The sequence below is a fragment of the Salipiger pallidus genome, from assembly GCF_014643635.1.
Lineage (GTDB): Bacteria > Pseudomonadota > Alphaproteobacteria > Rhodobacterales > Rhodobacteraceae > Salipiger > Salipiger pallidus.
Genome location: NZ_BMJV01000004.1, coordinates 13454 through 39750 on the forward strand (window position 1 = coordinate 13454; position 26297 = coordinate 39750).

The 26297-nt window shown below is 62.7% G+C and carries 21 protein-coding genes and 3 pseudogenes; 12 read left to right on the forward strand and 12 right to left on the reverse strand.

Annotated features, from left to right (window positions below):
- Window positions 1–294: 294 nt before the first annotated feature.
- From IEX41_RS10185 to IEX41_RS10205, 5 genes are all read right to left on the reverse strand, one after another.
- A complete protein-coding gene (locus tag IEX41_RS10185; protein WP_188790153.1) occupies window positions 295–804 on the reverse strand; it encodes a DUF421 domain-containing protein in 510 nt (169 codons plus the stop codon).
- 228 nt (window positions 805–1032) lie between these two features.
- The gene (locus IEX41_RS10190; protein WP_188790154.1) at window positions 1033–2382 is read right to left on the reverse strand and encodes a cytochrome c; all 1350 of its coding nucleotides are present in this window, start codon (window positions 2380–2382) and stop codon (window positions 1033–1035) included.
- A gap of 12 nt (window positions 2383–2394) precedes the next feature.
- Window positions 2395–4164, reverse strand: coding sequence for a GMC family oxidoreductase (locus tag IEX41_RS10195; RefSeq protein WP_188790155.1), 1770 nt, complete (start codon window positions 4162–4164; stop codon window positions 2395–2397).
- A 3-nt stretch (window positions 4165–4167) separates the two neighbouring features.
- A complete protein-coding gene (locus IEX41_RS10200) occupies window positions 4168–4932 on the reverse strand; it encodes a gluconate 2-dehydrogenase subunit 3 family protein (protein WP_188790156.1) in 765 nt (254 codons plus the stop codon).
- 177 nt (window positions 4933–5109) lie between these two features.
- Window positions 5110–5370 (reverse strand): hypothetical protein, encoded by a 261-nt coding sequence (locus IEX41_RS10205; RefSeq protein ID WP_188790157.1) that lies wholly within the window; start codon window positions 5368–5370, stop codon window positions 5110–5112.
- Window positions 5371–5717: 347 nt separating this feature from the next.
- Between IEX41_RS10205 and IEX41_RS10210 the strand changes: the two genes are divergently transcribed.
- Window positions 5718–6068 (forward strand): BON domain-containing protein, encoded by a 351-nt coding sequence (locus IEX41_RS10210; RefSeq protein WP_188790158.1) that lies wholly within the window; start codon window positions 5718–5720, stop codon window positions 6066–6068.
- Between the two features lie 69 nt (window positions 6069–6137).
- Here the strand turns inward: IEX41_RS10210 and IEX41_RS10215 are convergent, their stop codons facing one another.
- Window positions 6138–7820, reverse strand: coding sequence for a glycoside hydrolase family 13 protein (locus IEX41_RS10215; RefSeq protein ID WP_229673138.1), 1683 nt, complete (start codon window positions 7818–7820; stop codon window positions 6138–6140).
- Window positions 7821–7853: 33 nt separating this feature from the next.
- The gene (locus IEX41_RS10220; protein ID WP_188790159.1) at window positions 7854–9542 is read right to left on the reverse strand and encodes an alpha-amylase family glycosyl hydrolase; all 1689 of its coding nucleotides are present in this window, start codon (window positions 9540–9542) and stop codon (window positions 7854–7856) included.
- A gap of 117 nt (window positions 9543–9659) precedes the next feature.
- Here IEX41_RS10220 and IEX41_RS21500 point away from each other — a divergent pair.
- From IEX41_RS21500 to IEX41_RS10240, 5 genes and pseudogenes are all read left to right on the forward strand, one after another.
- Window positions 9660–9881 (forward strand): annotated as a pseudogene (locus tag IEX41_RS21500) (IS5/IS1182 family transposase); the annotation flags it as partial.
- 578 nt (window positions 9882–10459) lie between these two features.
- Window positions 10460–11719, forward strand: a complete 1260-nt coding sequence (locus IEX41_RS10225; protein ID WP_188790160.1) for a cation:proton antiporter — start codon at window positions 10460–10462, stop codon at window positions 11717–11719.
- A gap of 183 nt (window positions 11720–11902) precedes the next feature.
- A pseudogene (locus IEX41_RS22030) lies at window positions 11903–12055 on the forward strand (transposase zinc-binding domain-containing protein); the annotation flags it as partial.
- A 389-nt stretch (window positions 12056–12444) separates the two neighbouring features.
- Window positions 12445–13592, forward strand: a protein-coding gene (locus IEX41_RS10235; RefSeq protein WP_188790162.1) for an IS3 family transposase whose coding sequence is annotated in 2 segments (ribosomal slippage) — window positions 12445–12694 and window positions 12694–13592 — 1149 coding nt in all. Because the reading frame shifts where the segments join, the coding sequence is not laid out codon by codon here.
- Between the two features lie 220 nt (window positions 13593–13812).
- A pseudogene (locus IEX41_RS10240) lies at window positions 13813–14881 on the forward strand (integrase core domain-containing protein).
- A 351-nt stretch (window positions 14882–15232) separates the two neighbouring features.
- On the opposite strand, the gene IEX41_RS10245 reads toward IEX41_RS10240, so the two are convergent.
- Window positions 15233–16255 carry a LacI family DNA-binding transcriptional regulator gene (locus IEX41_RS10245; RefSeq protein WP_229673145.1) on the reverse strand — a complete coding sequence of 341 codons (1023 nt, stop codon included), beginning with the start codon at window positions 16253–16255 and terminating at the stop codon, window positions 15233–15235.
- Between the two features lie 158 nt (window positions 16256–16413).
- Here IEX41_RS10245 and IEX41_RS10250 point away from each other — a divergent pair, with 158 nt between their 5' ends.
- The 4 genes from IEX41_RS10250 (at window position 16414) to IEX41_RS10265 (ending at window position 21459) form a co-directional block, all read left to right on the forward strand.
- Entirely contained in the window at window positions 16414–17361 is a 948-nt protein-coding gene (locus IEX41_RS10250) for a dihydrodipicolinate synthase family protein (protein ID WP_188790163.1), read from the forward strand.
- 54 nt (window positions 17362–17415) lie between these two features.
- Complete coding sequence (locus tag IEX41_RS10255; protein WP_188790164.1) at window positions 17416–18417, forward strand: TAXI family TRAP transporter solute-binding subunit; 1002 nt, start codon at window positions 17416–17418, stop codon at window positions 18415–18417.
- A 66-nt stretch (window positions 18418–18483) separates the two neighbouring features.
- Window positions 18484–20382: a TRAP transporter permease gene (locus IEX41_RS10260; RefSeq protein ID WP_188790165.1), complete on the forward strand. Its 1899-nt coding sequence runs from the start codon at window positions 18484–18486 to the stop codon at window positions 20380–20382.
- 3 nt (window positions 20383–20385) lie between these two features.
- Entirely contained in the window at window positions 20386–21459 is a 1074-nt protein-coding gene (locus tag IEX41_RS10265; protein WP_188790166.1) for a TolB family protein, read from the forward strand.
- A gap of 506 nt (window positions 21460–21965) precedes the next feature.
- Here IEX41_RS10265 and IEX41_RS10270 read toward each other — a convergent pair.
- On the reverse strand, window positions 21966–22388 hold the full coding sequence (locus IEX41_RS10270) for a MerR family transcriptional regulator (protein WP_188790167.1): 423 nt from the start codon (window positions 22386–22388) through the stop codon (window positions 21966–21968).
- A 239-nt stretch (window positions 22389–22627) separates the two neighbouring features.
- Between IEX41_RS10270 and IEX41_RS10275 the strand changes: the two genes are divergently transcribed.
- A complete protein-coding gene (locus IEX41_RS10275) occupies window positions 22628–23602 on the forward strand; it encodes a cation diffusion facilitator family transporter (protein ID WP_188790168.1) in 975 nt (324 codons plus the stop codon).
- Between the two features lie 392 nt (window positions 23603–23994).
- On the opposite strand, the gene IEX41_RS10280 is transcribed toward IEX41_RS10275, so the two are convergent.
- Together IEX41_RS10280 and IEX41_RS10285 are read right to left on the reverse strand one after the other, a co-directional pair.
- Entirely contained in the window at window positions 23995–24291 is a 297-nt protein-coding gene (locus IEX41_RS10280; RefSeq protein WP_188790169.1) for an AzlD domain-containing protein, read from the reverse strand.
- Complete coding sequence (locus IEX41_RS10285) at window positions 24288–24968, reverse strand: AzlC family ABC transporter permease (RefSeq protein ID WP_188790170.1); 681 nt, start codon at window positions 24966–24968, stop codon at window positions 24288–24290. Before IEX41_RS10285 ends, IEX41_RS10280 begins: the two co-directional genes overlap by 4 nt.
- Window positions 24969–25070: 102 nt before the next feature.
- Here IEX41_RS10285 and IEX41_RS10290 point away from each other — a divergent pair, with 102 nt between their 5' ends.
- Complete coding sequence (locus tag IEX41_RS10290; protein WP_188790171.1) at window positions 25071–25523, forward strand: Lrp/AsnC family transcriptional regulator; 453 nt, start codon at window positions 25071–25073, stop codon at window positions 25521–25523.
- A gap of 188 nt (window positions 25524–25711) precedes the next feature.
- On the opposite strand, the gene IEX41_RS10295 is transcribed toward IEX41_RS10290, so the two are convergent.
- Window positions 25712–26182, reverse strand: coding sequence for an Lrp/AsnC family transcriptional regulator (locus IEX41_RS10295; RefSeq protein ID WP_188790172.1), 471 nt, complete (start codon window positions 26180–26182; stop codon window positions 25712–25714).
- Between the last annotated feature and the right edge of the window lie 115 nt (window positions 26183–26297).

Consider the following 26297-nt stretch of genomic DNA (forward strand, 5'->3'; position numbering starts at 1 on the left):
TCCCGCCGCTTAGGCGGCGGGAGACGCAGGCGTTTAGTACGTGCCAGGGTGAAGCCAGAGGCTTTGCTGGGATGCGGCAAACTGAGCTGAACGTAGGATATCAACGAACGATGCATCGCCAAGGCAAATTCTGAGAGCGCGCGTTCTCATCCCTGCCGTGCCTTCACGAGCAACGATGGGGGCATTGGCCTAAAGCCGCCGTCTTGAGAGCGACTTAGGCACCACATCCGTCATTTCTTTCGTTTGAAACGCCCCCTACACGCGAGGACGCCACGTCCAAGCCGGGACCGGGTTTTACATGCGCGTCGCCTGCGCGCCTTCCGTCGACGTGCCGATTACCGAGAACGACCCATCAGACTCCAAGATCACGGCCGAGGCATCCATGAGGTCCGGGTGGCCTGCGGTGCGCACGACGGCCTCCAGCTCTTCATGGGTCACGCGAGCGCGGCGCATGGCGTCGGGCAACGGTTCGCCGTCGCGCAGCAGCAAGGCCGGTTCGGCCCGCACCACCCGGGCAAACTTGCGCGAATGCACCGACAAGGTTGTCACTCCGTATTGCAGTGCGATCAGCAAAATGAGCGCCGTTACGCCCTCGGCCAGCGCCACGTCCTCGCTCAGAAGGATCGACGCGAGGGTCGAACCGAACGCCACCGTCACGACAAGGTCGAACGCATTCAGCTTGGCGAGCGTGCGCTTGCCCGAAACGCGCAGTGAGACCACCAAGAACGCATAGGCCAGCGTGCCCACAACCAGCGTGCGAATGATCCCGTTCCATCCCTGAAAGAACATGTCGGACCAGTCCATCTGCGTCTCCTTCGCGGTCTGAGCTGGGCACCTAGCGCGCTATCCAAGTTCATCAACTTGCCCAAGCATCGGTCTGCCGCTTGGGCGTCGCAGAACAAAAGAGGTTATCCCGACAAACGCCCCACGCCTCCGATCTTCATTTACTTCCCCGCCTCACGCGAGACATCATGCTGAGATCGCAGGTGTCATGGCGGGCCGCTTCATGACAGCGGCCCGCGACAGCGATGGTCAGCCGCCTTCTTCGGAGCGCATATCCGCAACGGCGCCTGCCTCGACAGTTCCAGATGCCTCGTTGTTCCAGGCGGTCCGCAGGAAGCTGGCGAGGGTAGCCACCTCGTCGTCGGAAAGACGGTCTGCAAAACCCGGCATGCGCAGGGCGTAGGGGCGCGCCTCGGTCGAGGGCAGGGCACCGCCGTGAAGGATCATCGAGATGAGGCCGGTGGGCTCTCCAGCTTGGACGATCGAGCTCCCGTCGAGCTCGGGAAAGACTTCGTCCGCCCCCTTGCCGTCGACGAAATGGCAAGCCCCGCAATTGTCCAGGTAGAGCCGCGCGCCCTCGGGCATGCCGGGATCCGCAGACGCAAGGATCCGTTCGGTCTGGGTTGCAGGATCGTCCAACAGACGTTCTGCAAGGCCGCCGGAAGGCGTTCCTTGCTCCTGCCCCCTATTCGCGCCGTTCCCGTCAAGGCCAACCAAGTACTGAGATACCGCCATGAGGTCATCGGCAGTCAGGTATTGCGTGCTGTCCTCGACCACCAGCGCCATCTCCCCGTTGATCGCCGCGTGGGCGTTGCGCCCGGTGCCGAGGATCTGCGCGACCTCTTCGGCGGTCCAGCCGGCGATGGCGCTGTCCTCTCCGCGCAGGGCGGGGGCGGTCCAGCCCGCGATGACGCCACCGGTCAGGAAGCCGGCATCGCTGGCGGTATAGCCGTCCTGCACGAAGAGCGTGTTGCGCGGGCTGTGGCAAGCGCCGCAATGACCCGGACCTTCGACAAGATACGCACCGCGTTCGATCGGATCGTCCGAGGTTGCACCTGAAGCAAAGCCGACGTCGGGCATTGCAACCCATTTCCAGGCCCGCAGGCCCCAACGCTGGTCGAAGGGGAAGGGCAGGTCATTCGCGGGCACTTCGTTGCGCACCGGCTCGAGATCTTCGATGAAGTAGTGGTACAGCCCCGCAATGTCGGTTTCGGTCAGCCCGCGGTAATTGGTATAGGGCATCGCCGGATAGAGATGGTGCCCCTCCTCGTCGAGCCCGTCAATCAGCGCGCCGCGGAACTCGGCCAGGGTCCAGCCACCGATGCCGGTTTCGGGGTCCGGGGTGATGTTGGCCGAGTAGATGGTGCCCACCGGACTTTCGATGGGCCGCCCACCGGCGAAGGGCTCGCCCCCCTCGGCGGTATGGCAGGCCGCGCAATCGGCGAGGCGCATCGCGTATTCGCCGTGTTCCGCCGGTTCCGGAGCGTTGGCGGCCACCTGCGTCGGAGCGCTGCGTGACACCGGCCAGAAGATGAACACGAGAAGGGCGACGACGCCGACGATCACCAGCGCGCCGAGAATGCGAAGGAAGGTCTTCATGATGTCATCTCCTCAGACCAGGGGCCCTGGGTTCGGCAGGTATTGGTTCACGATGGCGTCGGTCGTCCAGTAGGCCAGTGCCCCCACCGCGCCGGTCGGGTTGTATTGGATGTTCTGCGGGAAGGAGGACGCGCCAAGCACGAAGACGTTGTGTTGCCCCCACGCCTGCTGGAAGCGGTTGATCGAAGAGGTCTGCGGGCTCTCCCCCATGATCGCGCCGCCGACGTTGTGGGTCGTCTGGTAGGGGCGCACGTCGTAGGTGGCACCGTCTTCCTTGTAGCTCGACTGCCAGCTGTCGGGCTCCATGGCCTCGACGATCTCCTCGATGCGCTGGCGCATGAACTGGGTCATGCGGATGTCGTTGTCCTTCCAATCGAAGGTCAAGCGCAGCAGGGGACGGCCATGCGGGTCGGTATACGTCGGGTCGAGATCGAGATAGCAATCCCGGTACGACATGTTCGACCCGTGCGAGCCGAGCGATGTCGAATGGCCGTAGTGTTCGCCAACCGCCTGCTTCCAGTCCGCGCCCCAGTTCGGCGTGCCCTCGGGCACCGCGATGCCGCGAATGGGCTGGCCGTTGGAATGGCCGCAGGTCATGTAGCTGCCGCCGATGAAGCCTTCTGCGGCGTAGTCGATCTGTTCCATGCCGAAATCGTTGATCGACATGCCAGACGAGCCCGCCGCCACGAAGGGATTGAACTGGCGGTCGTTGAAGAACATCGTGGTGCCGCCGTTCATCTGGTAGCTGTAGTTCTTGCCCGTGGTGCCGGTACCGGTCTGCGGATTGTAGGGCTCGCCGATCCCCGACAGCAGCATCAGGTGGACGTTGTGGATCGAGTAGGCGGCGAGGATCACGATATCGGCGGGCTGGGTCACCTCTTCCTCGGCCTCGGCATCCCAATAGGTGACGCCGGTCGCGGTCTGACCGTCCTCGGCGAGGTTGACGCGCAGCACCTCGGAATTCACCCGGTAGTTGAAGTTTTCATAGCGCTTCAGCGCGTCCAGGACGCAGGTCTGCGGCGAGGATTTCGAATAGTTCAGGCAGCCATAGCGCGCGCAGAACCCGCAGTAATTGCAGGGGCCCAGCTGCATCCCGTATTCGTTCACATGCGGGGCCGAGGCATTGGCGGCCGGGCGCGGGAAGGGGTGATACCCCATCTGCCGCGCTACGTCGGCGAAATGCAGGCTGTCGGGCTGCTGGGCCAGTGGCGGCAGCGGGTAGTCGCGGGACCGGTTCGGCTCAAAGGGGTTGCCGCCCTCGATCGTCTCGCCGTTCACCACGCCGGCCTGACCGGAAATCCCGGCCATGTATTCGAACCGGTCATAGTAGGGCTCCAGCTCCTCGGCGGTGACGCCCCAGTCCTGAATGGTCATGTCCTCGGGGATGGCATCGGCGCCGAAGGTCTCCTCGACATAGGTCCGCAGGCGGTACTCCTGCGCCTGCGGGCGCCAGGTCTGGCCGTTCCAGTGGATGCCTGCGCCTCCCACGCCATCACCGGGCAGGAAAGAGCCGAGCCGCCGGTAGGGCATGGCTTCTTCGTCTAGGCTGCGGCGGATGGTCAGCGTGGATTTCTTGGGGCGCTGCATATAGCCGTAGCGGATGCCGAAGCGCAGCTCGTCGATGACATCGGGATATTTGAAGTCGGGCACGGTGGACCGGTCCGGCCCGCGTTCCAGCGCGAGGATGTCGAGGCCTTCCTTGGCCAGTTCGATCCCAGCGATGGCACCGGTCCAGCCGAGGCCGACAATGACCACGTCGCGTTTCGTATCGGTTCTTGCCATGGCTTATGCCCTTTCGCCGGAGATGGAGACGGGGCCGAGCGGGTAGTCTTCCTCGCGTCCGACCCATTCGGCGTAGCTGCCCCGCGCACCGGGGAAGCCGATGTAGCTCCAAGCAGCCATGTCCGCGTTGCCGCCGTACATCGGGTCGGCGAAATAGCCTTCCTTGGTATTCTGCACGAGCAGCGAGAAGAACTCCTTGAGCTCGGGCGTGAGGCCGAAGGCGGTGCTGCCGTCCGTGTTGGGGGCGCCGCCGCCGGCATCCTCGGCCATGTCGGGGGTGTTGCCGCTGGTCGACGGGCCTTCCTCGAGGGCGCTCAGCACCTCGTCCTGCTGGGTGGGGTCAAGATCGGCAAAGACGTTGCCGTACTCATCGGTGCAGGCGGCATCGATGCGCTCAATGGCGCCGCGGTAGATCTCGGCGGGGGTCAGCGGGCTTTGCGGGCCGAGCGTGTCTGGGGCGTCCGGTTTGAACGGGCCTTCCATGTATAGGTCGGCGGCATTGCCGAAATCCCCGGCCAGCTGCAGGTCGATGAAGACCGGCACCCGGGTCTCGATCGCGCCCGGCCCGGCGCCGTCCGAAGGGATGATCCGCGCGGTGGCGGCCATGACAAAGGCCCATTCGGCCGCGCTCAGGTACTCTGGGGTGTACTCTTCCAGCGGAGGCGCGTCCTGTGCCTGGGCACGGTCCCCGAGGGCAAGTGCCGATGCGGCGGCAGTGCCGCCGAGAAAGCCCCGGCGCGTGGTGTTCAGATAGGTTGGATGGCTCATCGCGTCTGCCTCTCCCAAGGGGTTGGCAAGCACGGCGCGAGGGGTGCGTCACCCCGGGGCCGGCACTTGCAAGCGAATGCTCTCTTGCGTGCCTTTTGACCCTAGGGTGGCAAAGATGATTATCAAATACATTCAGGGTTGCGAACCTGTTGCTTAGCCCGAGACGGGCGGGCTGGCTTAGTTGTGCGGGTCACGCCGGTCGACAAGAGCACGAATTTCCCGGAATTCCTCGGCGATCCCAAGAGGCAGAGCCGCGACCTCGGTGGGCAGCGCCGCAGGGTCTTCTTGCCCGTCTCTCAGGACTTCGCGATCTTCGATCCAGGCGGTCAGCGCGTCCTTTTCCGCCGGCCCCAGCAAGTCCACGAGCCGGGCGAGCAGCTTGCGATGGGCGATCAGGCGGGCCTCGATGGTGGTAAGGCGTGTATCGACATCTGGCATCAAATCCTCCTGTCGAGCCGGCATAGGGCCGGCCGGAATTTCGGGGTGCTGGGCTCTTCAGGCCCTTCTGGCATGAGCCCGGGCTGGTGTTTCGGCGGTGCTTCCGGGCCGGGTGGCAGCGGCAGCACTTCCCATGGTCGCACGGGCGGCATTGTTGGCTGGCCGGGAGGTATTGTTGGCTGGCCGCGAGGTGACGCGGTGCGAGACCCCCTGTGTTAGGGCCTTAACGCGAGGAGCTGCCCAGCAGTTCCCGCATTGGCTGCGGCCGCTCGGAACGTCTGCCGCCGTTGTTGGTTGGCTTTCATAAGGGCACCGCCCGCAGCGACAAGATCTTCAACGGAGGACCCATGTCAGAGCCTGAGAAAAACGAAGAGCGTACGGTCTTTTCAGAACGCGCAGAGCCGGATCGCCCCGGCGGCTATCACGGGGTACGTCAGCCCATGGAGCCTGAGGCCGCCGTTCCCGTCCCCGGCGGAGAGCCTGCCACCGACGCCGGTCTTACCCACGAGGTTGAACAGGCACTTGCGGCAGATGGCAGACTCGAGGGCCAGCGGATTTCGATCCGCGTGTCTGGCAGTGTCGTGGAAATGGACGGGGCAGTGGCACTGGAATTTCAGCGCACGCTGGCAGCAGGTATCGCCCGTTCCGTGCCCGGAGTGCTCAGCGTACAGAACCGGCTCGCGGTAGGGGAGCAATAAGTCCCACGCGCCCGGTGTCGCGGGCCTGACCTAGCAGGCCCGCGGGGCAGGGCCTTGCGGCCCCAAGGCTCAGCCGATCAGCACTGCGAGGCTTTCATAGGGGGCCAGCTGCAGCTGCCGGGGGATGTGATGCCGCTCGCCGTGCGAGGCGACAAGGCAGGTCCCCGCTCCCTCGACACCATCGGGCAGTTCGACCTCCTGCTCTTGACCGGTGAAGTTGCCCAGCACCACCAGCCTCTGAGCGCCAAGGCGGCGCTGGTAAGCCATGACCGCAGGACTGTTTGCAAGGAAGGGCTCGGTCTCACCGAAGGCCACGATGTCGCGCTCTCGGCGCAGGGCGACCAGCTTGCGATAGTGAGCAAGGATACCGTCCGGCTGCGCACTGTCCTGTTCGACATTGATTTCTGAGGCGTTGGGGTTCACCTCGATCCATGGCGTGCCGGTGGTAAACCCGGCGTGCGGCCCTGGGCTCCATTGCATTGGAGTGCGGGAATTGTCGCGGCTGTTGCGCCGCGCCCCGGCGATAAACTCTTCAAGCGGCACGCCCGCCGCGATCTGTGCCTCGAAATGGTTCAGCGTCTCGAGATCGCGGTATTGGTCGATGCGCTCGAAGGGGGCATTCGTCATGCCGATCTCTTCGCCCTGGTAGATGAACGGGGTGCCCTTCAGCAGATGCAGCACGGTCGCAAGCATTTTTGCGGCCTCGCGGCGGTAGGGGCCGTCGTCGGCGTAGAACGAGACTTGTCGCGGTAGGTCATGGTTGCTCAGGAACAGCGAAGTCCAGCCGTCATGCCGCGTCAGATCCTGCCAGGCGAACAGCTCGCGCTTGAACCCGCGCAAGTCGAATGGTCGGGGTGCGAACTTGCCGCGTTCAGGGTCCCAGCCTTCCCGGATGTGGCTGAACTCGAACACCATGTCGAGTTCCCTCCGGTCGCGACCGCAATAAAGCAAACCGGTTTCAGGAGACACCGACCAACTTTCGCCTATGGTCACGATATCCCGGCCCGCCAGCACCTCGCGGTGCATTTCCTGAAGATGGTCGTGCAGGGATGGGCCTTCTTCGTAGACGCGCGCATCGACATCCTTGCCGATGAGACTGATGACATCCATCCGGAACCCCGCGATGCCGCGATCCAGCCACCAGCGCATCATGTCGTAGATTTCGGCTCGAAGCGCCGGGTTGGCCCAGTTCAGGTCAGGCTGTGCAGGGCTGAAATAGTGGAAGTAATACCGGCCCACCTCTTCGACCCAAGACCAGGCCGGCCCACCGAAGGCAGCCTGCTGATCATCGGGAGGGCCGCCGTCCGGAGCTGCGTCACGCCAGATATAATAATCGTGCTCGGGTGCCTCGCGGGAAGCGCGCGCCGCGCGGAACCAGTCATGCAACGATGAGCTGTGGTTGACGACGAGATCCATGACGATGCCGATGCCGCGCTCGCGGGCCTCGGCGATCAGGCGGTCCATATCCTCCAGCGTGCCATACTCGGGGGCGATGGCACGGTAGTCGGCGATGTCATAGCCGTTGTCGACCATCGGCGAGGCGTAGACCGGCGAAAGCCAGATGAAGCCGATCCCGAGGTCTGCCAGATGCCCGAGCCGCGAGATGATGCCGGGAATGTCGCCGACACCGTCGCCATTGCTGTCGGCAAAGCTGCGTGGGTAGATCTGGTAGCCGGTGGCTCGGTGCCACCACATCTCACGCTGCTCTCGGGCGGCTGCCGGGGCGGAGATCGAGCGTTGGGGAAGGGGCATGATGTCCTCTCCTTGTCTGTCGTCTTGGATGAGTCAGGCCAGCGCGACCGCGCCGAGGCCGCCGAGGGTGAGCTCGTCAGCCTCCACCGTCGCCGCACCGCTGGCAAACAGAGCGTTCAGCCCGGCTTGCGGAAGTGTGATCTTTTCGGAGCCTAGGCCGAAGTTAACGTAGCAATTGAGGTGCGTCTCGCCATGCTCGCGGCGATAGCCGATGACGTTCCCGGGCAGGTCATGCAAAGTGACCTCGCGTGCGATGCGCAGCATGGGGAGGCTGCGTCGCCAGGCCAGCAGGTCCCGGGTGCAGCGCAGGACCGACGCGGGGTCTGCCTCCTGCACATCGACCGCCATGGCGCGTTGCCCGTCGCGGGCCCGTTTCCAGGGCGTGTCCGCGTCGGAAAACCCGGCGGAGGCAGCGTCCTCCTCCCACGGGATGGGGCATCGCACGCCGTCGCGTCCCTCGAAATCCGGCCAGAGGGCTTTCGCCCAAGGGTCGGTGATCTCGTCCAGCGAAAGGTCGGGCTGCTCGAGCCCCAACTCTTCCCCCTGGAACAGGATCATACCCCCCGAGAGCGTGGCTTGCAGGAACAAAAGCATCTTCGCCGCCTCGGCGCTGCGTCCGGCGGCGCATGCCTCGGGCATCAGGTTCGAGACCGCGCGTGGGCTGTCATGGTTGGTGAAGACGTTCAGGCTTGCCCCCGGTACGAGGTAGCGCGAGCGGATGTCGAGCATGCGCCTCCAGTCCCAGATCGTCTCGCCACGATTGATGAGGTCGAAATCGTAGACCGCATGCAGGCGATCGTCGCCCACGGTGTACTTCGGCGCCAGACGTGAGCTGTCCACATCAGCGAGCTCGCCGATGAGCGCGCGCGGCGGGTCGTATTCGTCGGCCACACGGCGGATGTGATGCAGCAGGGGAAGTGCCTCGGGCACATCTCGATCAAAGAGGTGCATCTGTCCCTTGAAGGGGTTGTTCGGCCCGCCCCCGACCGAGGGGTTGTCGGCATCCCGCGCCGGTGGGTTCGACCGCAGCGCCGTGTCGAAGGAGAGGCACTGGATCGCGTCCAGTCGGAAGCCATCGATACCAAGGTCCAACCAGAAACGCATCACGTCCAGCATCTCGGCCATCACCTGCTGGTTGGCGAGGTTGAGCGCAGGCTGGCTGCGCAGGAAGGGGCGGTAGCAATACTGCGCCCGGCGCGGCTCCCATCGCCAGGCGCGTCCGCCGAAAGAACTGATCCAGTTGTTGGGCGGCCCGCCATCGGGGGCGGGATCGGCCCAGACGTACCAGTCTGCCTTGTCCCCCTCGCGCGAGGCAGCGCTTTCCTCGAACCAGGGGTGCCGGTCCGAGCTGTGCCCCATGACGAGGTCGAGCAGGATGCGCAGCCCCCTGTCGTGGCAGGCGGCAATTAACGCCTTCATGTCATCCATCGTGCCAAATGGCGGATGGATCGCCCGGAAATCCGACACGTCGTAGCCGTTGTCGTCCTGTGGCGAGGCATAGGGAGGCGTCAGCCAGATGCCGTCGACACCGAGTGAGGCGATGTAATCCATCCGCTCAGTCACGCCGCGAAGATCGCCCAGCCCGTCGCCGGACGCATCATTGAATGATCGCAGATAGACCTCGTAGAATGTTGCGCCGCGCCACCATTCCGGTGGGTCGGGCGGTTCCCTGAGATGGGTAATCGCGTAAACGAGATCCGCGTCGCCTTCCTGACCAGGCATACAAGGCCTCCTTTGAATGAGTGTAAGATAAAGGGGAAGAGCAACGTTTGGATGAATTGGGTTCCGATCCGGGCATGAGCCAGCCAACGACTTGCATCGCAGGTTAACCCGCAAGACCGGATGCCTGGCTTACACGCATCTAAATACCCCGGACGCACCATCTGGCGAAAGTGGAGCGGATGGCATCGCCGAAGCCGCACCGAGCCTAAGATGAACTGCTTGAAGATGCCGGGGCATAGCTTGACCAGGCGCGACTTCGATCATCAGGTCGCCGAACTTCAGGTCGGTGTGAACGGCTGCAACGCGCTCGGCATACCTTCGAGCCAGTCAGCGGGATAAATGCGTCCAGGACTGGGATAGCCCGGGGTTCAAGCGCTTTGCGCAACATAGCCGTCTGAAATCCACCGATATTGGACCCGTTGACGTGCTCCCCTGAAAAGTCCGCGGTTTGAAGTTAGCCTGTTCTCCAAATGAGGAGACTGTCCATGCGGAAAAACCTACGCCATCCCCGGGAGCTCATCTCGGTCTGGCGCGACGCTACAATCATCGCCTGCCGACACGGGCTTGTCCCCATGGGAGTATTACCAACGGTCGTAGAGGACCAAAACCTGGACGGAGCGAACTATAAAACGCGGATACTATGGGGAGCAGGTCAGGTGGCCCCTTGGAGATAGCGACGCTCGGGCCGTGGACCGGCTCGACGAGAGAGGCCTCCCCCCGCCCGGTATTTCAAGATGCTTCGCCTCGTGGTCTGGCCGCGCATGTAAAGCTTCAGCTGAGATTTTACTCATTGCCACGCTACAGCGGAACCCCAAAGCAGTTGATCTGTTTGAAGTTGGCATCCGAATTCAAACAGAGGACTTTGAAACTATGAGCGCTTTCTACAGTCACGCTCCGCTAACGCGATCCTGAGCGCCATGATTTTCGAACAGCTTTCGTCCTTCTTCGCCTTTGAGACCTACCACCTTCAACTCACCTTCTTGGGGATGGTCATCATCCTATGCTACTGGCTGCCTCGGCTGGTGTCCCGGAAGGAGCCCGTCGCTGCGCCTCTCATCTTGATCTTCAGTGGCGGGGCCGCGTTTCTGTTTCCCGAGTTTGCACCACTGTCGGATCCCATCAGCGCGCCGGCGATATGGGAACATATCAGCGAAATGGCGGTGATCGTTGCGCTTTTCGGTGCGGGGATGCGTATAGACGAAATTGGCTCGTGGCGGCTCTGGCGGCCTGCGACGAGATTGCTGATCATCGCGATGCCTCTTACCATCATCGCGGTTGCTATCTTAGGGGCAGGTCTTGTGGGTCTTTCTCTTGCAAGTGCGATCCTGCTTGGCGCCGTTCTGGCACCGACCGATCCTGTGCTGGCATCGGACGTTCAGGTGGGTCCACCGCATAAGGGGGGAGAACGTCCGGTACGTTTCGCTTTGACGACAGAAGCGGGTTTGAACGATGGGCTCGCCTTCCCATTCGTTTATCTTGCTTTGTTCGTGGCGGCCGAAGGGATGGCACCGACGTCCTGGGGGCTGGAGTGGGTCGGCATCGATGTCGTCTACAAGGTCGTGGTCGGGGGGCTGGTTGGCTGGGCTGGTGGCCGGATGCTGGGCTTGGTTTTGTTCAACATTCCCAGAAATGCCGCCCTCGCTGAAACGGGCTCCGGCGTGATCGCCCTGGCGGGCGTGTTCCTGTGCTACGGTTCGAGTGAGCTTGTCGAAGGATACGGTTTCATCGCGGTCGCTGTCATGGGCTTCACCCTGCGCCGGATCGAGAAGGAACATGATTTTCACCGCAGGCTTCACGATTTTTCCGAGGCCATCGAACATGGCCTGACAGCGCTTCTTCTAGTTGCGTTCGGGAGTGTCCTGCCCCTGCTTCTGGCGGACCTGAGCTGGACCCATGTTGCCGTTGCTCTGGGACTGATCCTGGGGATCCGGCCGCTCGCAGGGTGGATCAGTCTATCGGGAACCGGCTTGTCGACAGGTGAGCGGCTGGTTGTCGCAGTGTACGGCGTGCGTGGCGTCGGATCCATCTACTACCTCGCCTACGCCGTCTCCCACGGAGAGATCGAGCAGCAAGCTGAGCTGTGGTCTGTCGTTGCCGTCGTTGTACTGTTTTCGACGATGCTGCACGGTTTCACGGTGGGACACGCGATGGATCGGTTGCGTTCGGTCGGCCAATAACACCTGTCTCCAAGTGCTGCTTGGCACGCGAAGCTGATCAACACGGCACAGTACGCGCATGTCGCGATCAAGACGATCCGCGGCACGGTCAGCCCCTTCGGGATGCTGGCGAAGCTGAAGTGCAGGGCCGCGAAAGGAAGTCCCGGATGATCAGGGGATGGGGTGGCCCAGTCCGGGTAGGGGATCGCCGACATCTTCCGTGACCATGATCCCGCCTGACGGCGGGCCAATGCTGGGCATGTCAGGCTGGCCCAGCTGAAGGTCTTGTAGGCGATCGAGACCTGCCGTACGGAGGTGCTCGGCGGTCATGTGGCAGCCTGCAACGGCTGCGGCCATGCGTGGGCTATCCGTGCCGAAGAGAAAAACTTGGTGAGGCACCAAGCCTTTTGAAGCGTCGATGGTCTTGAAGGTGATCGTCAGGTGTCAATTCCTTTGCCGCAGGTGTGCATGTCGGGCTGAATAACCCTTCGCGTCCGGATGGCGTTTACTGGTGCAGGGAGACTGGCGAGCGGAATGCCGTACGCCAATTCGGCGACATACCTTTGTTCTCAAGCGTGCAGTGTCCGCATGCGCGGGTCGTGCGCTTCAGAGCGTCGGCCCTGAGATTCCGGCTATCGCTCTCTATGCGGCGGAAAGTGGAGGCTTATGCTTTGCTGCGTTTGTGACCTGCTGCCGGTTTCGTGGACACGAAGATAAGATCGTGACCAAGGAACTGGAGAGTGGAAATGAAGAGACGGAAGTTCAGCCGCGAGTTTAAAATTGAGGCGGTAAAGCTGGTGAGCGAGCGGGGCGTGTCGGTTTCTCAAGCTTGCCGGGATCTTGAGCTGGCAGAGAGTGTGCTGCGGCGTTGGATGCGTGAGGCGACGGTGGCGCCTGCGACTGCGTTCCCCGGCAACGGTCATCAACGCCCAGACCAGGCCGAGATCGCGGCCCTGAAGAAAGAGGTCGCCAAGCTCAAAGCGGAGCGTGACATCCTAAAAAAGGCCGCGGCCTACTTCGCGCGGGAAGCGACATGACATTCGCATTCGTTGCGAAGCATCGCCATATCTGGCCGGTCAGCTGGATGTGCGACGTGCTGGGCGTCTCCCGGTCTGGCTTCCATGCTTGGCTAAAGCGACCGATCAGCGCCCGTGCGAGCTACGACGCGAAGCTCGTCATGGAGATCGACAAGAGCTTCAAGGCCAGCGACCGCACCTATGGCGCTCGCCGGATCTGGCGTGACGTGCTCGAGGACGGGCTGTCCTGCGGGCTGCATCGGATCGAGCGCCTCATGCGACAGAACGCCATGAGGGCTCGACCGAAGCGGCGCGGAAAGCCGAAGGACGATGGCGAACGCTCGGTCATCGCCGACAACATTCTTGACCGGGACTTCCAGGCCGACCGGCCGAACCAGAAGTGGCTGGCTGACTTCACCTACATCTGGACCGCCGAGGGCTGGCTCTACGTCTCGGTCGTGCTCGACCTCTTCTCCCGGCGCGTCGTCGGCTGGTCGATGAAGGCGGACCGAGACACTTCGCTGGTCATGGACGCGCTGATGATGGCCGTCTGGCGCCGTGGGAAAGCCGACGCGCTGTTGCATCATTCCGATCAGGGATCGCAATATACCAGCGAGCAGTTCCAACGGCTTCTGCACGACAACGGCATCACCTGTTCAATGAGCCGGACGGGCAATGTCTGGGACAACTCGGCGATGGAGAGCTTCTTCTCATCGCTGAAGACCGAGCGCACCGCCAGAAAGGTCTACCGCACCCGCAATGCAGCACGAGCGGATGTCTTCGACTACATCGAGCGTTTCTACAATCCGAGACGACGCCACTCAAAATTGGGCTATCTCTGCCCTATGGCGTTCGAGGACCGCGCCGTGCAAACCTAACTCTGTGTCCACGGAACCAGCAGCAGGCCATTGTCCGCACTTAGGGAACAAGCTTGCCGATCTCCGAACCGCTGTAACAGCGGCTCCCACTGACACGCCTCAAGCCGCCGACGTCTGGGCGTCGATGCGCAAGCGGCGACCCGTACCTCCTTTGCAGTTTCGGGTGTTTGATCCCACGGTTTGACGGTGTGATCCTTTCGAGGAAATGGAAGGATTCCCTATGGGGCAGGTTCGTCACGGAAGCGCCACGTAGTGTTACCGGGCAGGCGATTTGCACCGCACATCTGCAGAGAGGGCACGCACGCCGTCAGAGCAGCAATACAGCAATCGCGAGCGTCGCTCGCGGCGTTGAGCCGGGAGTTCGGGATCAATCCCAAGACGGTTGCGAAGTGGCGTAAACGGCAGACGGTCGATGATCGTAAGACCGACCCAACAGAGCCTCATTCGACGGTCATCACCGAGGCTCAGGAGACGGCCATCGTCGCGTTTCGACGCCACACGCTGCTGCCGCTTGATGACTGCCTCTATGCCCTTAAGCCGTCCATCCCGCAGCTGACGCGCTCAGCGCTGCACCGGTGTCTACAGCGGCATGGTATCTCGCGCCTGCCTGACGTCGAGGGTTCCTCTCACACATGCAAGCATGTGTTGCCGGGCAGCGGACAAGCCGAAGCGGTCAAAGTTCAAAAGCTACCCGATTGGCATCTTCGACATCGCCGGAGTGCAGACTGCCGAAGGAAAGCTCTTCCTGTTCGTTATCGACCGCACGAACAAGTTTGCCGTGACCCAGCTCGTCGAGAAGGCGGACAGAAGGACGGCTTGGGAGTTCCTGCAACACATGCTCGAAGCCGTGCCATATCGGGTCCATACCGTCCTAACAGGCAACGGCATTCAGCTCGCCGAGCAGCCTCGGAACCGGAATACCGCGTATTCACGGCCGATGCGCTTTGACATGATCTGCGAGGGCGAGACCTTGTCCGCCATTGGTCCGAGGACAATGGTCGAGCGGGAGCGAGCACCGGCTGACCAAACCCAACCACCCTTGGACCAACGGACAAGACGAACGGATGAACCGCACGATTAAGGAGGCGACCGTCAAACGGTATCATTGCGACAGCCACGACCAGCTGCGCACGCAGCTCGCGGACTTCATGGCAGCTTTCAACTTCGCGCGCCGCCTCAAGACCATCAACGGGCTCACACCCTACGAATACATCTGCAAAACCTGGACTTCAGAGCCAGACAGATTCATCCTCGGTCCGATCCACCAGATGCCGGGACTGAACACCTAGGGCGGCCAAGACCAAATCAGCTGCTTGGGCTGATGGCCGCAGCTGGCGGGCGTCAGCCCAAGCGACATTTGTGCAAGGTGCAACTTTATGACAGGCGCCGACACGAAGGGCGGATGCCGGAGTTTAGTTGCGCCTAACACGAAGGTCCGCAGCGTGCAGGAAACCGCCACCGAGGACTTTGAAACCACTTCAGCTTAATTGGCCAGCAAATGCTCTGAGCTTTGTACGCGCCGTGGTTGCAGTTCTGGGCGGCCGATCCTGGCTTGCCCGCAAATCTCATCCTGAACGTCACCTGTGTCGCCGGCACCGGAACCAAGGAGGCTATCTGAGACGGGCGAAAGCCCTACGAAGCTATGTGAAGGAGCTCGTTGATTTCCTTGGAATCAGGCTAGGGGTAATCTTCCTGACGGTCGCCGTGTCGCCGTCATCGAACAGAAGCTGCAGGGCCACTTCGGCAACGCGATCGAATGGGACGCGGACCGTTGTCAGCGGCACGGGCAGGCGGCTGACGATTGGTATGTCGTTATAGCCGACCAACGAAATATCTTCAGGCACGGACAGCCCGGCGCGGGCGATGGCGGACATGCTGCCGATCGCCGTATTGTCGTTGATGGCAAAGATCGCGGTTGGTGGATGCGCCAGAGCCAGAAGGGTCTGCGCCGCGGTTTCACCGGATTCGATGCTGAAGCTCGAGGGTACGACAAGTTCGGGCGCGACGTCGATCCCGGCCTCGCACAGCGCCTGCCTGTACCCGGCGAGCCGCCCCAGGGAACTGGTGGCATAGTCCGGCCCGGCAATGATGCCGATGCGGCGGTGGCCAAGGTCGATCAGGTGCCGCGTCGCCAGATAGCCGCCCAGCTGGTCGTCTCCGACAGAGGCCGCGCTGGCCCCGTTATGGCGCAGAGCGTAGACGAAGGGCACACCGCGTCCGCGCAATTCATCCCCGAAGTGGTTGCCCTCGCGGGCGGTCGTCAGAATCAGACCGTCGACGCCCCGTCGGATCAGCGCCTCGGCGGCCTTGTGGCTGGCCTCGGGGTTGTCGTCGGTGGTCGCCACAATGGCAAAGCGACCCTGCTGGGCGGCGGCGGCACTGACCGCTTCGTAGAACATCGCCATGACGGTGTCCGTCAGGCGCGGCACGATCACCCCGATCGTCCCCGTCGATCCGCGCCGCAGGTTGGCCGCCGACAGGTCGCGGACATAGCCCAGCTTGCGGGCGATGTCCCGGACATGCCGCGCCTTGGGCGAGTCGCTGTTTGGAAGCCGTTCGTCCAGCATCCGGGAGACAGTTGACTTCGAAACGCCTGCTTCGCGCGCAACATCGTGAAGCGTCACCCGCGCCTTTGTTTTCATGGATGTTTCGCCGTCAGCCATGGGATCTCCTCAGGCGCGATCTGCGCCGATGCCCAAAACTATCACTTGACAGGCGCTTCTGGCAATGCACTTTTGGGAACGTTCCCGCAATCGTTCCCAAACGGGAGTTGCAACGCGGGTCAGACAGTTTCTTGAACGCATCTTGAGGAGTTTCCGACATGCAACCCATGGATATGCGCGGCCTGAACCCCGCACCCGTCACCGCCTTCAACAAAGACGGTTCGCTCGACATGGAGGCGAACATCCGCATCGCCAAATGGCTCGCCAGCTTCAATGAGGTCAAATCCCTGGTCATCCTCGGCCACGCTGGCGAAGGCACCTTCCTGACGACCGACGAGCGACTGGAGCTGATCCGCGCCTACAAGGACGCGGTCGACATTCCGATCATCGCGGGCATCACCGGCGAGGGCACCAAGGTTGCCGCCGAAGAGGCCAAGCGGTCCTTCGATGCCGGCGCGACCGGTGCGCTGGTCTATCCGAACCACGGCTGGCTGCGCTTCGGCTTCCAGAAGGGCGCGCCGCAGGATCGCTACAAGGCGATCTACGAAGAGGGCGGCCTGCAAACCATCCTGTTCCAGTACCCCGACGCGACCAAGGCATCCTACGATCTGGACACCCAGCTGGACATCGCCGCACAGCCGGGCTGCGTCGCCACCAAGAACGGCGTGCGCAACATGAAGCGCTGGTACGTCGAGATCCCCGAACTGAAGAAGGCCCAGCCCGACCTGCAGGTGCTGTCCTGCCACGACGAATGGCTGCTGCCGACCATGTTCGACGTCGACGGCCTGCTGGTCGGATACGGCAACATCGCGCCGGAACTGCTGATCGAGTTGATCGCCGCAGGCAAAGCGCAGGATTATACCGCTGCCCGCAAGGCGTTCGAACAGCTTCTGCCCGTGACCCGAGCCGTCTATCACCGCGGTTCGCACATGGAAGGCACCGTGGCGCTCAAGATCGGCCTGCGCCATCGCGGCCTGCTGGACCACGCGACCATCCGTGAGCCGCTCAAGGATCTGGGCGAGGCCGCCGAGCGCGAGATCGAAGCCGCCTTCGACGCCGCCGGCATCGGCCGTGTCGATCTGGCGATGGCCGCCGAACAAGAGTAAACCGTTTGCCCCCGGTCCCGTGCCGGGGGCAGATTGGCCATAAGGGAGGAAATCATGTTCAACTTCAAATTCGAAGGCCTGCGCCTGGCGGCCACCGCCACTGTCGCTGCCGCGATCGTGGCGACGTCTGTCGCCGCACAGGACGTCCGCATCGGCGCGATGCGCGAAGGCTCGTCCTGGTATGTCTTTGCCGCGACGCTCGAACAGATCATCGAGCCTATCCTTGGCGACAACTCGGTCGAGGTCATTGCGCGGGGCGGCGGCGTTGCCAACCCGATGGTGGTGCAGGGTGGCAAGGCGGAAATCGCTCTGTCCAACGTCGCCTCGGCCGTCTGGGCCGCGAACGGCAATGACGTCTATCAGGGCATGAATGCCCCGGACATCCGCGCGCTCGTCGGCGGCCTTAACAACGTTTACGTCGGCGTGATGGCAAACAAGAGCTTTGTCGACCAGATGGGCACTTCGGACCTCGCGGCGATCATGTCCTCGGGCAAGCCGGTGCGCGTGCTGATGAAGCCGGTCGGCTCGTCGGCGGTTCCGGTGGCCGAGATGATCTTTGAGGGGCTTGGCAGTTCCGCAGAGAAGATCAAGGCGGACGGCGGTGACATCATCCAGGTCGATACCGGCCAGATCGCCGACCAGATGCGCAACGGCAATGCCGACATCTACATCGACACGATGATCAAGGGGCATCCAACGATCACCGAGGTCGCGCTGACCACGGATGTTACCTTTCTCGACATCCCTGCATCGGCCATGGCTCTGTTGGAGAAGAACGGTCTGACGCCCGGCAGCTATGGCCCCGAGTGGTACAAAGGTCAGGCGGAGGCGACCTCTGGTGCGAACCTTGGTACCGTGCTGATCGCCAATGCCAACCTCGATGAAGAAACTGCCTATCAGATCACCAAGGCGATCATCGAGAATGCCGAGGCGCTGAAGGCGTCGCATGGCGCATGGTCCGGTTTCGATCCGGCCAAGGCGATGCTGCCCGAGAATGTCGGGATCGAACTGCATCCCGGTGCCGCGCGCTACTACCGCGAAGCCGGCCTGATGTGATCCACGGGCGCTGCCGCATCAAGGCTGCGCCCCCCCCCTGACGCGATGTGCCAACTGGAGGAGATCATGCGCGCCATGCTGTCCCGCAACCCCACCCACGCCATCGCCTTTGCGATCGGCATCGCCTTTGTCGCCTTTCAGGTCTGGCTGTTGTTCGAGGCCCAGCAACCATTGCTGGAACGCCCGGTTCACCTGACTGCCGCGCTTGTCCTTTTGTTCCTTTACAAGCCGTTGAAGTCCGAAACCCTGCCACGCTGGCTCTGTGCCGCGATCGACGCCGCCCTGATCCTTGGCGCGCTTGCGGTGCTTGGCTACTACCTGACCGGGTTCGAGCGCCTGACCACACGGATGGAGAACGTTTCTCCGATCTTCACCACCGACATCGTCTTTGGCGGGCTGCTGGTCTTCCTGTTGCTCGAAGGATCGCGCCGCGCGGTGGGGATGATCCTCGTCTGGGTGCTGCTGGCCTTCATCGCCTATGCGTTCTGGGGCAATGTCCTGCCCGGCTGGCTGCAATTCCGCGGCTTTGGCATCGAAGCGGCGACAGAGATCACCACCATGACCACGGCCGGTGTGCTGGGCATCACCACTTCGACCTCGGTCAGCTTCATCTTCTATTTCATCCTGTTCGGCGCGTTTTACTCTGCGGTTGGTGGTGGGCAGCTGTTCATCGACCTCGCCATCCGCGCCGCAGGCCGCGCCACCGGCGGTACCGCCAAGGCCGCGATCATCGGCTCGTCGCTGATGGGGTCTATTTCCGGTTCTGCCGTGGCCAATGTCGTGTCCACCGGCGTCTTCACCATTCCGCTGATGAAGAAAACCGGCGTGCCGGATCACCGCGCCGCCGGGATCGAGGCCATCGCCTCGACCGGGGGGCAGCTGATGCCGCCGATTATGGGGGTTGCCGCCTTCATCATGGCCGAACTTCTGGGCATGCCCTATGCGCAGGTGGCGCTGGCTGGCCTGATCCCGGCGGTTGCCTTCTATCTTGCGCTGCTGCTGGTCGTCGATCTTACCGCGCGCCGGGATGGAGTCCGCGCCATGACCGCCGCCGAGATCGCCGAGATCCCGGCGCTGTTGCCGCGCCTGCATCTGATCCTGCCGCCGCTGGTGCTGATCGGGCTTTTGGTCAGTGGCTACTCGGCCTCGTATTCGGCCGTGATCGCGTCGCTGACCTGTCTCGCAGCGCCGTTCCTGCGCCGTACCACCCGGATCGGCATGAAGGAGGTCATCGAGGCGCTGCGCGATGCCCCCCGGCAAGCCGCGGAGGTCGCCGTGCCCATCGCCGCGATCGGTATCGTCATCGCCGTGGCCGTTCAGTCGAACCTTGCGCTGAAATTCGCCGGATCACTGCTGTCGCTTTCCGAAGGGTCGATCTACCTGTCGCTGATGCTGGCCATGGTCGGCTGCATCATCATGGGCATGGGCCTGCCGACGGTCGCCGCCTATATCATCGGTGCGGTGCTGTTCGTGCCCGCCATCCAGAAGCTGGGGATCGAGCCGCTGGCCGCGCATTTCTTCATCTTCTACTATTGCGTGCTGTCGATGGTGACGCCGCCTGTGGCGCTGGCCTCGTTTGCGGCCGCAGCGGTGGGGCGGGCGTCTGCGGTCAAGACCTCGCTGTCTGCCTTTGGCCTGTCGCTGGTCGCCTTCTTCGTCCCCTTTGCCTTCGTCTTCGATCCCGGTGTTCTGGCCCAGGGGTCGCTGGCCCGCATCGGCTTCAGCGCCTTGTCGCTGCTGGTCTCGACCGCGCTTTGGGCCGTAGCCTTTGGCGGCTGGGCGGGCAGGCCGCTGGGCTGGGCCACGCGCTTGCCGATCGGACTGGCCGGGTTGGTCGCCGTGATTGCCCCCTCGGGGTCGCTGCCATGGCTGATCGCGCTGTGTGCGGGATGGCTTTTGACAATCTGTGTCGCCGTGCTGTCGCGACGCCACAAATCAACCGCCCTGCCGAACCCCGCGGAGTAATCCATGACCATCCTGCACCGGCCCGAAGGCCGCATCGTCAAGTCCTCTGACCGCGTGACCATCCGGCAGGTCACCGACCACCCGTCGATCCACCACCATCCCTTCTTTTTCGTGGATGCCTGGGATCAGGCGATGTCGTTTCTGCTGCTGATCTCGCACCGGACCGGCAAACCGCAGATCTGTATCGAGCCCGCGCCGGGCGAGGCTCTGGTGCAATTGACCGATGAGCCCGATCTTGCGGAATGGTCGGTGATCCCGTCCCGCGATGGGCGCTGGGTCTATTATGTGGCCGGGCAGATGGGCAAACGCGTCAGCCCGCGCGACGGCACGGTCGAAACCCTCGTTCATTTCGGCAGCCAGCAGATGCGCGAGGCCGGAATGGTGGGCGCCGCCATGGGCACCACGGCCCTCTCGGCCAGCGGACGCTTCTGGGCCGTTCCGGTGAAATCCGGTGCGGTCAGCCAGTTCTGGCTGGTCGACACGCAGGCACAAACCGCCGATGTCTTCCTTGAGGCCCCGACCATCGGTCACCCCCAGTTCTGTCCCGATGACGAGAACCTGATCCTCTACGCAGGCCCGATGACGGATCGTGTCTGGGTGACGAACCGGGCTGGAAAGGCGCGGCGGATCTTTCAGCGCGCTCATGATATGCAGTGGATCACACATGAGGTCTGGCGTTCCGGGCACCGTTCGGTCCTGTTCGTCGACTGGCCCAACGGCATGGGCGAGATCGATGTCGACACGGGCGCAGTGCGAGACGTCACCAATTTTCCGGTCTGGCACGGCGCGCCCGATGCTACGGGCCAACGGCTTGTCTGCGATACGAATTTTCCCGACAGGGGCCTGCATGTTCTGGATCTGACAGGGCAGGGGGACGCGGTTTTCCTGACCGAGCCGAAGGCACGCTCGCAAGGTGCACATTGGGCGCATCCGTTCCCCTATAATGACGGGCCGGTCAAGGTACACGCACCGCAGCATACGCACCCGCATCCCCGGTTTTCACCGGATGGGCGGCATGTGGTCTACACCTCTGACGCCAGCGGCCATGCGCAGGTGTTCGTTCTGACGATCCATTGAGCGGTCCGGTTTGACGTTTGCGACATTGAGGAACGAGTTACCAAGGCCTGACCGGAGTACTTGCCGCTTGCACCGCTCCACCTTCCGTTGCGTAAAGCTCCAATTTTGGGTCGCTGGATCTGCGGCTCTCTCGGGCGGGCTTCGGACCTTCGCTCCGTACGACGTGAATCTCCGCTCTGGGCCGGGAGTGACTGTGCCTCACTTACGACGGCAAGGGCAGAGAGCTGACCTTCGCTGCGCCAGGCACGTAAGTCCGCAAAGGGCCGGGAGCGACGATGGCTGCGGCACGTCAGTTGCTCGGCTCGCTGCGCCGCCGCATGACGGCTTCGAGCCCAAAACACCGGATGCTGCGGAGCATCCAAATGGCTGCTTCGGCAGAGGTACCCTTACCGCAGCGGGGCCTTCCACTTAAACCTGAAGCCACACTGATTGCCGTTTCGTACCCTGCTGAGACGCCTGAAGTGTTCGCGCAGCCGTATCTGCGGACTGCATCCATCAGCACCGTTTTAGTGCTCGCTCTCACAAGCCTGATGATCGGCCAAAGCGTGCAGCACTCGGCAGGGTTGCGCATCGGACTGACCGTCGCAGGCCTTCATGACGCGTTCCAATTCAGACTCCAGCCGCCGCAACCGAGCGATCCTATCACGGATTTCGACAATCCGATCTTTTGCGATGCGGTGCGCGTCGCCGTGGGCAGCATGGGGCGTCTCCTGCAACGTGATCAGTTCGGCAATGGCGTCGAGGTCAAAGCCCAACTGCCGGGCGTGGGCGATAAAAGACAGCCGGTCCAACTCGGCATCGCCGTAGCGGCGTTGCCCCCCATCCGTGCGGCCGGGATCAGGCAAAAGGCCCCGCCCCTCATAGTAGCGGATCGTCGTCACCTTAACGCCTGTGCGCTTGGACAGCGCACCGATGGAATGGCCCTGCATCGCGATTATCCCTTGAAGCTACAGTGGCTGTAGATTGTATCTACCATGGGGACGAAACGAATCAAGAGCACTGCAATGACCAACCAACACCTCCCCAGCCCTGACCTGCCGGTCTTCGATATCGCCACGATCTGTTCAGGAATAAACGCCCGAGTTGCTGACATCCGCCGTCGGCGCGTGCTCCCTAACCCCGGCGGCGGGCGCGCCGCTGACAAGGGTCTTTGGGCGGAGGAGCGGTGATGGGACATGATCACAGTCACGGGCACAATCATGCGCATGGGCATGGTCACAGCCACTCACATGGCCACGCGGGCCATTCGCACGGCCCAACCTTCTCGGCCAGTGACACGCCCGAGGCGCGCCGGTCCAAAGAGCGCGCCATCCTCATCGCTGCTGTCCTGACGGGCGGGTTTATGGGGGCTGAGGTCTTCGGAGGTCTCATTTCCGGATCTCTCGCGCTCCTGGCCGACGCGGGCCACATGCTGACCGACTTCGCCTCGCTGTTATTAGCCTGGTTCGCCTTCCGACTGGCGCGCCGTCCGGCGGACTGGAAACGGACCTACGGCTTCGACCGCTTTTCTGTGCTGGCCGCCTTCGTCAATGGGTTGACGCTGTTCGTCATCGCGGCATGGATTGTCTTCGAGGCGGTCCAGCGCTTGCGCGATCCGCACGAGGTGATGGGCGGCATGATGCTTTGGGTCGCCGTGGGGGGACTCGTTGTGAACGTTCTGGCCTTCTGGGTGCTCAGCCGCGCGGAGGGCGACAATCTCAACGTCCGCGCCGCCGCACTGCACGTGATGGGGGACTTGCTGGGGTCCGTCGCGGCGATCGCGGCCTCGCTGATCATCATCTGGACAGGCTGGACCCCAATCGACCCGATCCTGTCAGTGTTGGTCGCGCTTCTCATCCTGCGCTCGGCCTGGACCGTTGTGCGCGAGAGCGGTCACATCCTGCTCGAAGGCGCGCCCGCCGGTTTCGATCCCCGCGCTGTCGCAGCCGACCTGGAAGCGACGCTGCCCGGTGTGGCCCGCGCCCATCACGTCCATGCCTGGTCGATCACGCAAGAGCGTCCCATGGCCACCTTGGAGGTTGAGCTCGCGCCCGGCGCGGTGGCGGACGACGTGCGCCGTGCCGTGAAAGGCCGCGTGCGCGAGACGACCGGGATGGAGCATGTGACCGTCGAGGTGACGGCAGACGTAGCGCAGGAAGGATGACGTGCCATTCGTCCCCAGGCTGGACCGGGCTATGGATATCTCCCAACAAATCAGACATTCGCGCGTAGCGTCGCGAAAGCCCGGTTTGTCCGCACTGCTGACCTTGGGGCCCTGGACCATGCTGCGCGGTACCATCAAGGTCCGCTATGGGAAAGCCGCGCTGCGGCAATGGTGATCTGGCCAATGACCGCTCTGGGCCGCGAGCTCCCGCAGGTCTTGCGCGCCAGGGCAAAGGGCCTGCCGCTCCGCCGCAGGTCTGCTTTGAGCTCTCACTACCAAATGCTGCGGGGTGTTTGAGCGACGTCTTCGTCCGTTCTCGGCTGTCCCTGTCGACCAGTCCAGATTGCATTGGCTTTGATTTAGGTCTTTGAGGCGCGTTCTGGCTGGAACGCTCAAACCCCCAGCCACCCTAATCCCGCGAAGGCGGCCATACCGAGGGCCATGGTTGCAATAACGTGGTTCGTCCCAATTGCAACGCCAAGCGCGACACCGGCTGCGATCCAGGTCGCCAAGGGTTGGCCGGCCAGCGACGACGCGACCAGGCTGACCACGATCAGCCCGGGCAAATCATCCAGCACCCAGGCGTGACGCGACGCACGGATGCGCCCACCTGCGATAAGCCCGGTCACACGGATCGCGAACGCCGCGATGGCCAACAGCCCGATCACCGCCCAGTATTGCCCACTCATGCGACAGCTTCCTTCTTGCGGCGCATCAGAGCGCAGGCCGCCAGCCCGACAAGCGCCCCGATGACGATCCCGTATGCCTGCGGCACCCCGAGGGAGACTGTGGCCGCCGTCGCCCCCGCCGCAATGACCCAAGGCAGAGCCTGCGGCCGGCCCCGCCACAAGCCCCGCGCCATGGCAATGAAGGCGGCCGTGAACGCAAAGCCAAGGCCAAAGCGTTCGAGGTCGGGCAACACGGCTCCAATCGACGCACCCGCGACTGTCGACGCGGTCCAAACAGAAATCATGACGAAACCCGACCCCAATAGAAACGACGCGCCGATATCCGGCGACTTCGCTCGCTCTGCCATGGTCAGGGCCCAGTTCTCGTCACCCGTGACGTGGATCGCTAGGATCTTCCACCGCCACGAAAGCCCGACCAAGACGTCCGAGAGCGAGGCGATCATGCCGACGTAGCGCAGGTTTAGCGCGGCTCCGGCCAGCACCGCTCCCAGGACCGTGCCCGTCGTGGCGAATTGCTCGACGGCTACAATCTGCGACGACCCGGCATGAACGGACGCGCTCATCAGGCCAACGCCCCACGACGGAAAGCCGACCTGCGCCGCCAGAAACCCAAATGCGAAGCCGTAGACCGCTGCGCCGAGGGCAAGGGGAAGGATGGTAAGGGCACCGTGTTTCATGCCACTCAACATAGGTGGATTAGCTGATGCGAAATATATCGATCTTGGCAACTTAGTGATCGGATCGCATCATGTATGATGTGTGATGCAGGGGAGAAAGTCATGGACGCGACGGACCGGAAGTTACTCGATCAGATGCAGCGGAACTCGAAGATATCGATTCAGACGCTTGCCGACATGATTGGGGTCTCGACGGCATCCGTGCAGCGCAGGATGCGATCGCTCCGAGAGACCGGCGTAATTCAGCGCGAAGTGGCCATCCTCGATCCCAAACCCCTGGGCATTGGCATCACGGCCATAGTCGCGGTCGAGCTCGAGCGAGATCGTCTCGACCAGATCAACACCTTCAAGCGCAAGGCGCGGGAGGATCGGCAGGTGATCAATTGTTACTGCATTGCCGGGGACGCGGACTTCATCCTTGTCGTGATGGCCGAGGATATGGCGGATTACGAGGCGTTCACGCATCGGTTTTTCTTTGCCGACAAGAATGTCCGTAAGTTCAGAACGTCCATCGTGGTGTCGACAGAGAAGGCCACGTCGGAGTTGCCGATCTGACAGGTGGATATGATCTTTGTCGGCAATGATCACGTTCGAAATTTTCAGAATCTGTAGCGGCCATTCGAGACTGCGCTTCGGCAACGGTGATCCTGGCCAAGGTCGGTATCGGGCCGGGAGCGACGGCGGCCGCTGCCTGCCAAACCCACGATCCGCCGCGTTGCCGCATGTCTGCTTCTAGAGATCGCTCAATCAGTTATGGGTACTCGAAGGCTTGCTTTCACACGATCGACGACCACTGATGTGGCAAACCTTCGGATGTTGGGATTTTCAACGAAAACCTGACGCGTAAGGCGATCATAGTCCTTCATGTCCTTTGCCAGCACGATAAGAACGAAATCGGCCTGGCCGGTGACATAGTAGCATTGCTGAACTTCATCCAAAGCCATCATCGACCGCTTGAATTCGTCCAGCAGATCGACGCGCTCCCGTTCCAGTTCGACCTCGACCACGAAGGTCATCTGATCGTCGACCTGCTCCGGATCGATCTGCGCGACCTCTTTTGCGATGACGCCGGTTTCATTCAGTCGTTTCAAACGTCTCTGGATCGATGATCGGGACGCTCCGACCCGTTCCGCCAACGCGTCGGCGGACAGCCGAGCATCCTGCTGCAAGATCGTCAGGATTCTGCGATCGGTCTGATCCAATGTCTTGGTCAACTTGCCTCTCTGGAGCGGTTAATCTGAGACAGAATACTCGCACAAATGCGGTAATTCGAGCAATTATAACCACATCTTTAAGCTAGCTTGCGTCCTGATCGAATAGCAAAGCGAC

Bases quoted from the DNA above. Each gene is read 5' to 3' on its own strand.
- IEX41_RS10200 (WP_188790156.1), bottom strand. From the start codon at position 4,932: ATGAGCCATCCAACCTATCTGAACACCACGCGCCGGGGCTTTCTCGGC.
- IEX41_RS10185 (WP_188790153.1), bottom strand. From the start codon at position 804: ATGGACTGGTCCGACATGTTCTTTCAGGGATGGAACGGGATCATTCGC.
- IEX41_RS10275 (WP_188790168.1), top strand. From the start codon at position 22,628: ATGGGACATGATCACAGTCACGGGCACAATCATGCGCATGGGCATGGT.
- IEX41_RS10270 (WP_188790167.1), bottom strand. From the start codon at position 22,388: ATGCAGGGCCATTCCATCGGTGCGCTGTCCAAGCGCACAGGCGTTAAG.
- IEX41_RS10245 (WP_229673145.1), bottom strand. From the start codon at position 16,255: ATGGCTGACGGCGAAACATCCATGAAAACAAAGGCGCGGGTGACGCTT.
- IEX41_RS10290 (WP_188790171.1), top strand. From the start codon at position 25,071: ATGGACGCGACGGACCGGAAGTTACTCGATCAGATGCAGCGGAACTCG.
- IEX41_RS10260 (WP_188790165.1), top strand. From the start codon at position 18,484: ATGCGCGCCATGCTGTCCCGCAACCCCACCCACGCCATCGCCTTTGCG.
- IEX41_RS10250 (WP_188790163.1), top strand. From the start codon at position 16,414: ATGCAACCCATGGATATGCGCGGCCTGAACCCCGCACCCGTCACCGCC.
- IEX41_RS10225 (WP_188790160.1), top strand. From the start codon at position 10,460: ATGATTTTCGAACAGCTTTCGTCCTTCTTCGCCTTTGAGACCTACCAC.
- IEX41_RS10205 (WP_188790157.1), bottom strand. From the start codon at position 5,370: ATGCCAGATGTCGATACACGCCTTACCACCATCGAGGCCCGCCTGATC.
- IEX41_RS10195 (WP_188790155.1), bottom strand. From the start codon at position 4,164: ATGGCAAGAACCGATACGAAACGCGACGTGGTCATTGTCGGCCTCGGC.
- IEX41_RS10190 (WP_188790154.1), bottom strand. From the start codon at position 2,382: ATGAAGACCTTCCTTCGCATTCTCGGCGCGCTGGTGATCGTCGGCGTC.
- IEX41_RS10220 (WP_188790159.1), bottom strand. From the start codon at position 9,542: ATGCCTGGTCAGGAAGGCGACGCGGATCTCGTTTACGCGATTACCCAT.
- IEX41_RS10280 (WP_188790169.1), bottom strand. From the start codon at position 24,291: ATGAGTGGGCAATACTGGGCGGTGATCGGGCTGTTGGCCATCGCGGCG.
- IEX41_RS10255 (WP_188790164.1), top strand. From the start codon at position 17,416: ATGTTCAACTTCAAATTCGAAGGCCTGCGCCTGGCGGCCACCGCCACT.
- IEX41_RS10265 (WP_188790166.1), top strand. From the start codon at position 20,386: ATGACCATCCTGCACCGGCCCGAAGGCCGCATCGTCAAGTCCTCTGAC.
- IEX41_RS10215 (WP_229673138.1), bottom strand. From the start codon at position 7,820: ATGCCCCTTCCCCAACGCTCGATCTCCGCCCCGGCAGCCGCCCGAGAG.
- IEX41_RS10285 (WP_188790170.1), bottom strand. From the start codon at position 24,968: ATGAAACACGGTGCCCTTACCATCCTTCCCCTTGCCCTCGGCGCAGCG.
- IEX41_RS10210 (WP_188790158.1), top strand. From the start codon at position 5,718: ATGTCAGAGCCTGAGAAAAACGAAGAGCGTACGGTCTTTTCAGAACGC.